Source organism: Faecalimicrobium sp. JNUCC 81 (assembly GCF_053667625.1).
On sequence record NZ_CM132203.1, the window covers coordinates 2,948,216 to 2,961,245 of the forward strand.

Annotated in this window: 13 protein-coding genes; 1 reads left to right on the plus strand and 12 read right to left on the minus strand. The window is 30.0% G+C overall.

The features are described 5' to 3' along the window. Positions 1–111 precede the first annotated feature (111 nt). Entirely contained in the window at positions 112–1,305 is a 1,194-nt protein-coding gene (locus JNUCC81_RS14705) for an FprA family A-type flavoprotein (protein ID WP_208334230.1), read from the plus strand. A 51-nt stretch (positions 1,306–1,356) separates the two neighbouring features. Here the strand turns inward: JNUCC81_RS14705 and JNUCC81_RS14710 are convergent, their stop codons facing one another. The 12 genes from JNUCC81_RS14710 to JNUCC81_RS14765 all read right to left on the minus strand — a co-directional run bounded on the left by JNUCC81_RS14710 (position 1,357) and on the right by JNUCC81_RS14765 (position 13,030). Beyond that, positions 1,357–1,770: a methylglyoxal synthase gene (locus JNUCC81_RS14710; protein ID WP_208334231.1), complete on the minus strand. Its 414-nt coding sequence runs from the start codon at positions 1,768–1,770 to the stop codon at positions 1,357–1,359. 17 nt (positions 1,771–1,787) lie between these two features. Continuing rightward, on the minus strand, positions 1,788–2,906 hold the full coding sequence (rodA, locus tag JNUCC81_RS14715; protein WP_454094163.1) for a rod shape-determining protein RodA: 1,119 nt from the start codon (positions 2,904–2,906) through the stop codon (positions 1,788–1,790). A 113-nt stretch (positions 2,907–3,019) separates the two neighbouring features. Further along, on the minus strand, positions 3,020–3,304 hold the full coding sequence (minE, locus tag JNUCC81_RS14720; RefSeq protein ID WP_208334277.1) for a cell division topological specificity factor MinE: 285 nt from the start codon (positions 3,302–3,304) through the stop codon (positions 3,020–3,022). A 23-nt stretch (positions 3,305–3,327) separates the two neighbouring features. Next, positions 3,328–4,125 (minus strand): septum site-determining protein MinD, encoded by a 798-nt coding sequence (gene minD, locus JNUCC81_RS14725; RefSeq protein WP_454094164.1) that lies wholly within the window; start codon positions 4,123–4,125, stop codon positions 3,328–3,330. A gap of 29 nt (positions 4,126–4,154) precedes the next feature. Next, positions 4,155–4,835, minus strand: coding sequence for a septum site-determining protein MinC (locus tag JNUCC81_RS14730; RefSeq protein ID WP_454094165.1), 681 nt, complete (start codon positions 4,833–4,835; stop codon positions 4,155–4,157). 59 nt (positions 4,836–4,894) lie between these two features. Beyond that, positions 4,895–7,957 (minus strand): penicillin-binding transpeptidase domain-containing protein, encoded by a 3,063-nt coding sequence (locus tag JNUCC81_RS14735; RefSeq protein WP_454094166.1) that lies wholly within the window; start codon positions 7,955–7,957, stop codon positions 4,895–4,897. Positions 7,958–7,967: 10 nt separating this feature from the next. Further along, complete coding sequence (gene mreD, locus JNUCC81_RS14740) at positions 7,968–8,456, minus strand: rod shape-determining protein MreD (RefSeq protein ID WP_454094167.1); 489 nt, start codon at positions 8,454–8,456, stop codon at positions 7,968–7,970. 15 nt (positions 8,457–8,471) lie between these two features. Then, positions 8,472–9,365, minus strand: coding sequence for a rod shape-determining protein MreC (mreC, locus tag JNUCC81_RS14745; protein WP_454094168.1), 894 nt, complete (start codon positions 9,363–9,365; stop codon positions 8,472–8,474). Between the two features lie 10 nt (positions 9,366–9,375). Next, on the minus strand, positions 9,376–10,443 hold the full coding sequence (locus JNUCC81_RS14750) for a rod shape-determining protein (RefSeq protein WP_454094169.1): 1,068 nt from the start codon (positions 10,441–10,443) through the stop codon (positions 9,376–9,378). Positions 10,444–10,469: 26 nt separating this feature from the next. Next, complete coding sequence (gene radC / locus JNUCC81_RS14755) at positions 10,470–11,129, minus strand: RadC family protein (protein WP_454096405.1); 660 nt, start codon at positions 11,127–11,129, stop codon at positions 10,470–10,472. A 34-nt stretch (positions 11,130–11,163) separates the two neighbouring features. After that, on the minus strand, positions 11,164–11,757 hold the full coding sequence (locus JNUCC81_RS14760; RefSeq protein WP_208334237.1) for a Maf family protein: 594 nt from the start codon (positions 11,755–11,757) through the stop codon (positions 11,164–11,166). Positions 11,758–12,058: 301 nt separating this feature from the next. Continuing rightward, entirely contained in the window at positions 12,059–13,030 is a 972-nt protein-coding gene (locus JNUCC81_RS14765) for an RnfABCDGE type electron transport complex subunit B (RefSeq protein WP_454094170.1), read from the minus strand.

Here is a 13,030-nt window from a genome sequence, read left to right on the forward strand (position 1 = left end):
AATAATTTTTCAACGTTTTTTGTATACAAAGAACAAATTTGTAATATTTTGTTTCAGTGTAAATAAATTGGGTATAATTTTTATATGAAATTAATTTTAGGAGGATTTTCAATGAGTAATGTATTTGAAATAAAAAAGGATATTTACTGTACAGGTGTAGTAGATAAAGATTTAAAAGTATTTGACATAATAATGGAAACTGAATTCGGGACTACTTATAACTGTTATTTAGTAAAAGATGAAAAAACTGTTTTATTTGATACGGTAAAAGGAAATTTCAAAGAAGAATTTTTAAATAATTTATCTGAAGTTACAGATATAAAAGATATAGATTATGTAGTAATACATCATACTGAGCCTGACCACGCTGGTAGCTTAAAATATTTATTAGACTTAAATCCTAATATAGAAGTTTTCTGTACTAAAGCTGCTAAATTATATTTAAATGATCAAATAAATAAACCTTTTAAATGTCATGTTATAACTGATGGCGAAGTATTAAATATAGGAAAAAGAAACATTAAATTTATAACTGCTCCATTCTTACACTGGGCAGATACAATGTTCACTTATATAGAAGAGGATAAAACTTTATTCACTTGTGATGCTTTCGGATGTCACTTTGCAAGCGTTGATGCTAATGTTGTTGAAAGTGAAGATTACTTAAAATCAGCTAAGCATTACTATGATTGTATAGTTAAACCATTTGCTAAACATGTTTTAAGTGCTATAAATAAAGTTGTAGAGTTAAAATTAGATTTTGATACAATATTAACTTCTCATGGTCCTATGCTTACAAAAGACCCTATGGCTGCAGTTAAAAGATATTTAGACTGGTCAACTGAAGTTATAGAAACTACTAATCAAAATCAAGTGTCAGTATTTTACTTATCAGCTTATACAAATACTTTAACTATGGCAAAAAAAATAGAAGAAGGTTTACTATCAGAAGGTGCCAATGTTAAATTATACGATTTAGAAGAGATGTCTTTAAAAGATATGCATGATGCAGTTGTAATGTCTAAAGTTATATTATTAGGTTCTCCTACAATAAACAAAACTATGGTTAAGCCTATGTGGGACTTATTCTCTACGATAGATCCTATGGCAAATATAGGTTCTATAGCAGGAGTATTCGGTTCATTTGGATGGAGTGGTGAAGGTCTTACTATGGCTGAATGTAACCTTAAAGCTATGAACTTCAAAATGCCTATACCAACTTTAAAGAAAAAATTCTTCCCATGTGATGATACATTACAAGAGTGTTTCGACTTTGGTGTAGAATTCGCTAAATTAGTTAAATAGTTAATATAAAAAGGACAAGGTTAAATTTAACCTTGTCCTTTAATTTGCTTATTAAACTCTTTGGCTAGTAGTTTTTCTAACCTCTCTCCAAGAAAGTTCCCCTCTATCTAGTGCCTTTATAAATATTTCTGCTGATGCAAGATTTGTAGCTACTGGTACATGATAAACATCACACAGTCTTATTAATGCTTGTATATCAGTTTCATGAGCCTGAGATGTAAGAGGATCACGTAAAAAGATTACTAAGTCTATATCTTGAGATACTATTAATGATCCTATTTGTTGATCTCCTCCAAGAGGACCTGATGCAAGCCTATTAATGTTTAATTCTGTTTCATCCATTATTCTTTTTCCTGTTGTTCCTGTTGCGTAAAGACCATAGTTTTTTAATATAACTTCATAACCTATACAAAACCCTACCATTGTGTTTTTCATTTCATCATGTGCTACTAATGCAATATTCATAAGTCCCTCCATTATGATTAAAAGTTTATTTTTTTCCTTCTCATACAAACATTTAAAACTAATCCTAGGTTAGCTAAGGATGTTAGTAATGAACTTCCTCCATAACTAATAAACGGAAGTGTTACTCCAGTTACAGGAATTAATGCTACTGTCATACCTATGTTTTGAATAATTTGATATCCAAACATACTCATTACCCCTATTACTATTAGTGTACCATAAAAATCTTTAGCTTCTCTAGCTATATAAATCATCCTAGTTAAGAAAATCGCATATAATGCTATTACAGACGCCATTCCTACTGCGCCTAACTCTTCACCTATAACAGCAAATACAAAGTCACTTTCTTGAACAGGTAAAAATCCTTCTTGACTTTGACTACCATTGTATAATCCTTTACCAGTTGGCCCACCTGAACCTATGGCAATCATAGATTGCATAACTTGATAATTTCCTTTTAGTGTTGGGTCTTCCGGATTTAAAAATGCTTCTATTCTATCTTTTTGATGAGGAGCCATAAATAAATACATTATAGGCAAAGACACAAGCGCTATTATTATCCCCCTCTTTATCAACTTTATATCAAGTCCCGCTGTAAATAACATTCCTGCTATTATACAAGAAAATACTATTGCTGTTCCTAAATCGGGTTGGGCAAATAACAATCCTATAAAAGGTAAGGCATACACTGCAACTGGTATAATATCCTTTATAGTATTTAATTTACCTTTTCTAGATTCTACTATTTTAGCATAACTTAATATAAAAGTTAGTTTTGCTAACTCTGATGTTTGAAAATCTAAAGGTCCTAAATTAATCCAAGATCTGGCTCCACCTCTTTCAGCTCCAATACCAGGTATTAAAACTATAAATAATAATACTAAACTAATTATATATAATGCTTTATAATACTTTCCTAAAAAGTTATAATCAAAGAATAGCATTATAGCTATCACACCTATACCTAATGCAAAAGCCATTCCTTGTACAAATACCTGTTTATAATTACCTGTATCTTGTGCATGTGTAGCACTTACTAATATTACAAGTCCAAAAACAAATATCGCTAGTACTGTTAATATTAACTTCCAATCTAATTGCTTTATTAATTTAATAGTCGATTTGTATTCGATCATATATTCACCGTCTTTCTAACTATAAATTGAAAACTTATTTTGAGTCGTATATTTGTGAATTACTTTAAAATAAATAAAGGGGGATTTTAGACCATCCCCCTTTAAAATCTCCTTTATATGCTTCTATCTTTTATATTTTTTAGTGGTATATTAGCGACTAATGCAGACACTGTTATATCTTCTTGATCTCCTCTAGCTTTAGACATTTTTATTTCAAGACCATCTTCTTCTATTTCAGCATAGTTTGCTATAACTTTTAATATATCGGTCTTTATCATATCTAAAAACTTAGGAGAGCAATCGACTCTATCATGCACTAAAACTAATTTTAATCTTTCTTTCGCAACTGATTTACTCGTTTTAGACTCGTCAGAAAAAACTTTTAAAAAATCTAACACTGACACTGACATATCCCCCTTTACTACTTGGCCATGCCAAATATTTTCTTAATTTTACTGAAGATATTATTTTCAGATTCTAATTCCATCATCGGTATATCTTGACCTAGTATTCTTTTAGCTACATCTTTATAAGCTTGTCCTGCACTAGATTTAGAATCAAGTATAGCAGGCTCTCCCTTATTGGTAGATACTATGATACTTTCATCATCTGGAACAAGACCTATTAAATCAATAGCTAATATCTCTATTATGTCTTGTTTATCCATCATATCTCCACGTCTAACCATATCTTGTCTTATTCTATTTATAACTAATCTAATATCTTTAATTTCGTTTGCTTCTAGTAATCCTATAATTCTATCTGCATCTCTTACCGCTGATACTTCTGGGTTTGTTACAACGATTGCTCTATCAGCTCCAGCAACAGCATTTTTAAATCCTTGCTCTATACCTGCTGGACAGTCTATAAGTACATAATCAAATGACTCTTTAAGTTTCTCACATAAATTTGACATTTGTTCTACACTTACTGCATTTTTATCTCTTGTTTGAGCAGCTGGTAATAAATAAAGATTATCAAATCTTTTATCTTTTATTAATGCTTGTTTAAGTCTACATGTTCCTTCTACTACGTCTACTATATCGTATACGATTCTATTTTCAAGACCCATAACTACATCTAAGTTTCTAAGTCCAATATCTGCATCCACTATAACTGTTTTTTTATTTTCCAAGCTTAGAGCAGTTCCTAAGTTTGCCGCGGTAGTAGTCTTTCCAACTCCACCTTTACCAGATGTTATAACTATAACTTCGCTCATAATACTACCCCCCTATGGATTAATCCTTATTATTTTATTATTTTAGGTAAGTAACTTTCTATTATTATTCTACCATTACTTACTAGGGCTATTTCTGGGACATTTGCTTTTTCTTCTTCATAGTTCTCATCATCTGGTGCTTCAGCTATATTACCTGCAATCTGTAATACTTTAGCATTAAGATTATTAGCAACAGCATATGCATTTTCATTTCCAGTTGCTCCTGCATGTATAAAACCTTTAACACTGCCCATTACTATAACATTACCATTGGCTACAACTCGCGCTCCAGAACTTACATCACCCATAATTACTACATTTGAAGTTGAGCTTACCTGTGATCCTGATTTCATATCCGTCATTACAATTACATCTCCATCAAATTCAATATTTTCTCCAGATCTTAAGTTGTTTACATATCTAGTTTGAAAGGTTTTAATCATTTTATTTTCATCGTCTCCAACAAACTCTACATCAAATCTAGATGATATATCGTCTTTTATATTTATAATTTGTATATCACTTAGACATTCACTGTTAATCTCACAAATTTTAGCCCCATTGAAAAAACCTATAGACGATTCTAGTCTATCTATTATAGCTTGTTTTATCTCATCAAAAGACGCTACTCTTTTAATGTTTACTATTATCCCTCTTTTACTGCCCTTGAACTCTACTAGTTCTCTGGCTTCAAAATCTATCAAAGACATAACAACCTCCAGAGTGATATATCAATATTATATATTCTTCAAAAAAATCTTAATTCCTCTTATTTTTTCATTTGTGAAACAAAATTTATACTTTCTTTATTAGATACCTCATTTTTTTGCTCATTAGAATTATTTTCATCAACTTTTGTCTTATCTTTTCCTAAGCCCATATAAGTCCCTATTAACTCTCTTATAGGTAACATTGCGTATACACTTTCATTACCTTGAGGTATCATAGTTACTACTGCAATTTCAGGGTTATCTGCTGGAGCAAATCCTACACTCCATGCAAAAGCCGCATAGCTTTGCTTATATGAATCTATTTTTTCATCAGTTATTTTAGGATTTAATTCCTTTATAGCTTTTTTTAGATAAGCAGAATTAATTTTATCAGTATCTTCTAGCTTAACTTTAACTCCATCTTTTAATTCTTCTTCTAATTCTTTTCTTTTTTCATCATCTAATTTTTTATCTTTTAATTCTTCTTTTATTTCTTGTTCTTTTTCTTTTGATAATTCTTTTTCTCTTTCTAATTTCAATTTATTAGATAGCTTAACTGCATCTTCCGTTGATACTCCATAAGATCCCATATGACTTAGTAAATATTCATAGTCATTTTCAGTAGGGATTTTACCACTCTTTTCAGCAGTACCTGTTTTAGCAGCCACACTTACTGGGAAATTGGTAAATAAGTTCTTAGTTGAGCTTTGAGTTGTAACTCTTTTCATACCTTCAGTTAAATCTTTTAGCTTTTCACTATTTTTAAATGGTATTTTTTCTTTAGCATTTTCATCTATATCCACTGATGAATAATCACTTGATATAACCCTATCTATTACAGATAAGTCTACTAAGTCTCCTCCATTTGCTATTGCAGCTACATATCTTGCCATTTGTGCTGGAGTATATTGATTTTCCCCCTGACCTATTGCAAGGTTGAATGTATCTGCAGTACTCCATTTAGCAAACTTTAAATGATCATATACTATTTTATCTGCAAAGTAAACTACCTTGTCTTTCTTAACATTTAATTTAGTTAATCTTTTTATTCCTTCAAGTCTATCAATAGTTTTTTCTTCATCTGCCCAATTAACTATTTCTTCTATCCTAGCTTCATATTTTTCTTCGTCTTTTGACTTACTTATATCAGTAAATGCATTTGCCATTTCTTTGTCAAGGAACGTTCTAAGTAAAGCTTTTGCTGAATTTAATTTAACCTCTATACTTGGTACTTTACCTTTTCTTTCATCTATTTCAGTATTTAATCCTGTATAATCATTTAAACCAAACAACTTAGCATATTCTAGTATATCATTAGGTCCTATCTTTACATCAGGATCTGCTCCTATTCCACGATTTTTACCAGAACCTATACTATAAAAATAAATATTACAAGATTCTTGAATCGCTTTATAAAGGTTAGTAGAACCATGATTACGTCTAGATTTATGCCATATATAATCGGCAAAAGGTCTACTATTTTTACTTTTAGAAAGATACGTAACACCAGTATCTTGTATTGTATAATTTGGACTTAAACCATTATCTATTGCAGCCATTCCAGTTACCATCTTAAATGTAGATCCTGGTTGAAATACACCTTGAGTAGCTAAGTTAACTTGAGGATTTGGTGCTAATACATCATTTTTATTTTTTGGTTGAAGAGCTTCAAAATCTTCATATGATATACCATTTACAAATTTATTTGGATCATAGTTTGGATAACTAGCCATCGCTAATACATCTCCAGTTTTTACATCTATAGCCATAACTGCACCTGATTTTGCATTTGGTGCTGTCTTTGAAAAACTTTTATCTCCAAATTCACTTTTAAATGTTCCACCTGTTCTAGCTACATCTATTGTTCTTTTTAATACGTCTTCTGCTACTTCTTGTAAATCTTTATCTACACTTAAGTATACTGTATCTCCAGACTGAGGTTCTGTTACTTCAAGCTCCTTAGTTACTCTACCTAAAGCATCAACTTGTACTTTCTTATATCCATCTACACCACGTAGCTGTTCTTCATAATTTTTTTCTATTCCTGATATACCAACAGTGTCACCTTTAGAGTATTTTTTTCCTTTTTCTCTATTTAGGTATGATGCTTCATCATTTGATGGCATTTTACCCATATGTCCTAAGGTATGAGAAGCTAAATTTCCATTTGGATAATCCCTTACAGGCTCTATTGCAACTGATACTCCTGGAAGATCCATAGCATTTTCTTCTATTTTAGATATAGTTTCTTCACTTATATCCTTAGCTATAGTTACTGGGTTGTATTGTGAGTAACCTTGAGATTTTATATGATCTCTTACAACTAATATCTTTCTTGCATCTTTATCATCTATATCTTCATTTCTTTCATAAACTATTATGTTTTTTTTATCTTTCTCAGAGTATTTTTTAACTTTTTTATCTATTTCATAATACTCTCTAATTTTTTTGAATGCTTCTTTTGCATTTATATTACTACCTTCTATTTTATAACTTTGTATCCAATCTTGTTTATTTTTTTCTTCTGTAAATAACCATTTACTAACAAGAATAGGAGGATAGTATCCATTTTCATTTAATTTTTTTTGAAGTTTGCTTACTTCTAGTTTTCTATCTTCTTGAGTCAATACACCTTCATTGATTAATCTATCAACTAAATAGTAAAAACTTTCTTTAGCATTTAAATCAAGAGGTATATTATTATCTTTTTTAAAATTTCTAATATTTCTATCGAAAGTATAAAAATATTTTTCATTTTCTATATATATAGGAAATTCATCTATATACTCTTCATTATTATCTTCTAATAAATTTATAAGCTTTAATGATATGTCATTTGCCATAGACTCTTTTTTATCATTAACTTTATTGATTCCATTACCTGATACTTGAATAGTAAATAAATTTTTATTTCCTGCTAGTAACCTTCCATATTTATCCCTTATTTCTCCTCTAGGAGCTTTTATAGGAAGCTCTTTGTAAGTTTTATTTTCTGCTAGTTGAGTATAATGGTCATATTTAAATGTTGTCATAAATACTATCTTACATAATATTACAACGAATGCTACTAGTATGATATTTCTCATTATGGATAATCTATCTGCTTTTTTATTTTCTTCCATGAAATCACCACTAATCTTCTTTAAGTTTTAATATATATTTTTTTGACATGTTATATAAAACTATACTAAGTAAACTATTACACAACGGTGCAATTAAAATTCCCTTAGAAATCATTGTCACTATTCCATAAGTATTATATACTTGACTAGCTGTTGCAATATTTACCATAGAGTCAAATAAGCTAGTTATAAATACTAGTGCAAATATAGTAATATTACTTTCTTTATAAATTTTATTTTTTAAATGACTAATTCCATAAGCTATTGCAAATAAAATAAGTCCATTAACTCCAAATATAGCTCCAACAGTTATATCTTTCACTAAACCAATTATAGCGCCTATAATACCGACTTCTAATTCATCTAAGTATAGTGCTATAATAGTCATATATATAATAACTATATTAAAACTCATACCGAATATATCTATATAATTTGTAATGCTATTTTCTATTATCACTAATAATATCCCCAAAAGACAAAGTAAAACTCTTTTCATAATCATTAGTCTCCTTTATCCTATATTTCTCGGTTCTATAATAGTAACGTCATCTATATTTTTAAAATCTGCGTAAGGTTTTACAATTACAAATTTCATAGATTTATTTTTGTCATCTATTACTTTATCCACTTCACCTACAGGTATACCTTCTGGGTATAGTCCTAAACCTGATGTTACTAGCACATCCCCTGGTAAAACTTTATCCGTTGTCTCAAACATGTATCCATGTAATTGACCTTTATTTTTATAATTTTCCTTATCTTCTAATGTTGAATTTTGAGTTATAACACCTTTAGCGTTGCTATCTTTTAGTTTAAAACTAACTGATGATTTAGTATCTAATAAAGAAATTGCTTTACTGTAGTTATCAGAAACTTCATATACTTTACCAACTAATCCACTTCCATTCATTACAATACTATCTTTTTTTACACCTTGTTTTTTTCCAGCTCCTATTACAAAACTGTTATACCAGTTCCCATCATTTTTACCTACAACACTTGCTGATATGCTTTTAGCTTTATAAGACTCGTCTATAAAATTCAAAGATTTTTTTAAACTTTCTAGTGACTGTGTATCTGATATTTTATTGTTTAATGCTATTATTTCTTTCTTTAAGTCATCGTTTTCTTTTTTCATACTTTCTAAGTCATCAGCATTTTTTTTGTAATTTAATAATTCTTTTAAATTGTCTTGTAAAAATACAAAACCTTTATTTAAATTTCCTTCTATTGCTGTTATTCCATCCAATACTTTTCCTGGCCCAACAGGATTTTGGCCAGCAAATTTGCCTATTGATATTCCTACAATTCCAATTAAAGTGATAGCAACTACCCCAGTTGCTATCACTTTAATGTTAATCCTCTTTTTGTCTTTTCTATTCTTATCGAATCTCAAAGGTATCACCAACTTTTAATTACTTTCTAGCGTTCATCATTAATACTTTTTCAAATATTTCTTGATCTTCAACTGATTTTCCTGTTCCTAAGGCAACACAATCTAGTGGGTCTTCAGCTATTTGTACTGGCATTCCTGTTTCCTGCTTAACTAACTTATCAAGGCCTCTAAGTAATGCTCCCCCTCCAGTTAGCATTATTCCATTTTCCATTATATCTGATGCTAATTCTGGCGGTGTTTTTTCTAAAGTTGATTTTATTGCATCTACTATTGAGTTTATTGGTTCTTTTAAAGCACCTCTAACTTCTGTAGAATTTATTTCTACTGTTTTAGGAAGACCTGATATTAAATCTCTACCTCTTATTTGCATATTAGTTTCTTGGTCATCTTTGAAAGTTGAACCTATATTTATCTTAACGTCTTCTGCTGTTCTTTCACCTATAGCTAAGTTATATTCTTTTTTAACATAACTTACTATAGACTCATCAAACTCATCTCCACCTATTCTGATAGATTTTGCAGTAACTATACCACCTAAAGATATTATAGCTATTTCTGTAGTACCTCCACCGATATCTACTACCATATTACCTTCTGGTTCCTCAACTCTTAATCCAGCTCCTATAGCTGCCGCCATTGGCTCTTCTATAAGATAAGCATCTCTAGCTCCTGCTTGTCTTGCAGCTTCTTCTATAGCTCTCTTTTCAACTTCTGTAACTCCAAATGGGACACATATTGCTATTCTTGGACTTACAACTCCTTTTTTAGCCGCAGCCTTTTGTATAAAGTAGCTAAGCATTGATTGAGTAACATCAAAATCAGCTATAACCCCATCTTTCATAGGTCTTATAGCTACTATATTACCTGGTGTTCTACCTATCATTCTTTTAGCTTCTTCTCCAACTGCTAAAACTTCTTTACTATCATCTCTTATTGCTACAACAGATGGTTCTCTTACTACTATTCCTTGCCCTTTTATATAAACTAATGTATTTGCTGTACCTAAATCTATACCCATATCCTTAGTCATCTTCTTTAATCCAAGCATAGACATGAATCCTTTTTTCTCTTTTTTTTCCTTAGCCATTTTGTTGCTCCTTCCACTCTATCAAATCAAATTATCATATTTTCTTTAAAACTAAAGTATAATCCATCTCCTATTATTATATGGTCAATAACTTCAATACCTATTATTTCTCCACATTTTATAAGCCTTGAAGTAATATTTTTATCTTCTTTAGAAGGCTCTATACTTCCCGATGGATGGTTATGCATTAGAATTATTTTATTTGTACTTCTTTTTATCGCTTCTCTAAACACTTCTCTCGGATGAACCAATGATGAATTTAGAGTTCCTATAGATACATCTATATCCGATATTATTTCATTTTTTGTATTTAAAAGAACTACCTTAAAAACCTCTTTTTTTTGATATCTTAAACTGTCCATATAATACTTATATATATCCCAAGGATTTTTCACCTTGTATGTCTTCGGTTTAACACTTGCAACTCTAATGCCTAATTCTAGTGCCGCCTTTATCATGGTTGCCTTAGATAGTCCTATTCCGTCTATTTCACATAATTCTTCTATAGTCATATCTTGTAGATATCTTAATCCTTGTAAATCCTTACTTATAATATAGTTAGCTAATTCAATAGCATTTTTATGTTTTGTGCCTGTCCTAAGTAAAATTGCTAATAATTCTGCATTGGATAAACTTTTTTCTCCTTTTGCAAGCATTTTTTCTCTAGGTCTTTCATCAGCTGCCATTTCTTTTACTGTCATTTGTAAATTCAAAGGCATTTTAAGCTTCATCACCCTCCATAAAAAGATTTATACTAAAATGTTTCTTTAATAAATCACTTAGCCTAGATATGGGAAGTCCTACTATATTAAAGTAATCACCTTGAATTTCTTCAACTAATAATGCTCCATATCCCTGAATCCCATAAGCTCCTGCCTTATCTAAAGATTCATTAGTTTGTATATAATCTATTATGTCCTCATGTGATAATTCTTTAAACTTAACATTACTAACTACATAATCAATTATTTTTTTATCTGCATCTAAATTTATTAGACTTATTCCTGTTATAACTTGATGCCATCTGCCTGATAATCTTTCTATCATATCAATTGCATCTTCTTTATCCTTAGGCTTTCCTAATATAGTATTATCTAAAACTACAATAGTATCTGCGCCTATAACTAAGCTATTTTTATTCTTAGATGCTATATCTATACACTTCTCAAACGCAAGCCTCATAACTGCTTGTGTAGGTGCTTCTTCTTCTAATATAACCTCGTCTATTTCACTTTTTATTACGTCAAATTTGACCTTTGTATTACCTAGAATTTCCTTCCTTCTAGGAGATGCTGATGCTAAGATTATATTCATTTATTCACCTCATTTGTTACTTAGAATTTGTACTTATTTAGTCTATCATTATATTGTAAAAAATTCAACACAAATGTCGAACGTTTTTATTACACTATTGTTATTTTTCAGCATTTAATTGCAGTTTTTTGTAAAGCTTTAATAATTTTGGTTTTATAATTTTAATATACATTTAAAAATATAAATTTAAGTTTAATTCCCAGTATAATCCATATATATTTAATTATTGCTCAATTTATATATTTATAATACCTATATATAAAAAAAGGTATGGAAAATCCATACCTTTATCTTATCCATATTATATAGTTTTAATAGCCTTTTTGGGGCATTTTTGAATACATAAATGACATCCTACACACTTATCTTTATCAATTATGTGCTTTTCTTTCAATTCACCACTTATTGCATCAAATTTGCATTGTTTCTTACAAATTGTACAACCTATACAAAGAGATTCATCAATTTTCACTTTTTGTCTTTTATTTATATTTCCTTTTATAACTTTTGTTGGGCATTTTTCAACGCACACCATACAACCTACACATTTATCATAATTTATCTTTGCAATTTTATTTTCAAATTCTATTGCATCAAATTTGCAAGATTTATAGCAAATTCCACATCCTATACACCCTACGCTACATTTTTCCTTAACAGCCTTACCAAAATCTTTACTATTACATTCAACTACTATATCTTGGTTAAAAGGTTTTATAGATATTACTTTCTTTGGACAGACTTCTATGCACTTTCCACACATAACACATTTTTCTTCATCTATTACAGCTATATTATCTATTATAGTTATAGCATCAAACTTACATACATCTTTACATGTTCCTAGTCCTAAACATCCAAATTCACAAGACTTAGCACCTGAATTTAAGGTTGCAGCAGCTCTACAATCTGATATTCCTTCGTATTTGTACTTATCTTTTGAAGTTTTACAGTTACCTTTACAAATTACTTTTGCAACTTTCTTCTCTGAGACATCTGCACTAATACCCATTATTTCTCCTATTTTAGATGTACAATCTGCTCCACCTACTGGGCATCCATTTACAGGAGCATCTCCATTTACTATAGCACTTGCCAAACCTCCGCATCCAGGAAATCCACATCCTCCACAGTTTGCACCTGGAAGAACTACCATAATTTTTTCTACTCTCTCATCTATTTCTACTGCAAACTTTTTTGAAGCATATGCTAAAATCGCTCCGAAGGTCAGACCTAAGCCACCTAACACTGCAATTGAACTAATTATAGACAC

What these genes read in the sequence shown, in the direction of transcription:
- JNUCC81_RS14705 (WP_208334230.1), top strand. Translation starts at nt 112, where the DNA reads ATGAGTAATGTATTTGAAATAAAAAAGGATATTTACTGTACAGGTGTA.
- JNUCC81_RS14710 (WP_208334231.1), bottom strand. Translation starts at nt 1,770, where the DNA reads ATGAATATTGCATTAGTAGCACATGATGAAATGAAAAACACAATGGTA.
- rodA (WP_454094163.1), bottom strand. Translation starts at nt 2,906, where the DNA reads ATGATCGAATACAAATCGACTATTAAATTAATAAAGCAATTAGATTGG.
- minD (WP_454094164.1), bottom strand. Translation starts at nt 4,125, where the DNA reads ATGAGCGAAGTTATAGTTATAACATCTGGTAAAGGTGGAGTTGGAAAG.
- JNUCC81_RS14730 (WP_454094165.1), bottom strand. Translation starts at nt 4,835, where the DNA reads ATGTCTTTGATAGATTTTGAAGCCAGAGAACTAGTAGAGTTCAAGGGC.
- JNUCC81_RS14735 (WP_454094166.1), bottom strand. Translation starts at nt 7,957, where the DNA reads ATGGAAGAAAATAAAAAAGCAGATAGATTATCCATAATGAGAAATATC.
- mreD (WP_454094167.1), bottom strand. Translation starts at nt 8,456, where the DNA reads ATGAAAAGAGTTTTACTTTGTCTTTTGGGGATATTATTAGTGATAATA.
- JNUCC81_RS14750 (WP_454094169.1), bottom strand. Translation starts at nt 10,443, where the DNA reads ATGGCTAAGGAAAAAAAAGAGAAAAAAGGATTCATGTCTATGCTTGGA.
- radC (WP_454096405.1), bottom strand. Translation starts at nt 11,129, where the DNA reads ATGGCAGCTGATGAAAGACCTAGAGAAAAAATGCTTGCAAAAGGAGAA.
- JNUCC81_RS14760 (WP_208334237.1), bottom strand. Translation starts at nt 11,757, where the DNA reads ATGAATATAATCTTAGCATCAGCATCTCCTAGAAGGAAGGAAATTCTA.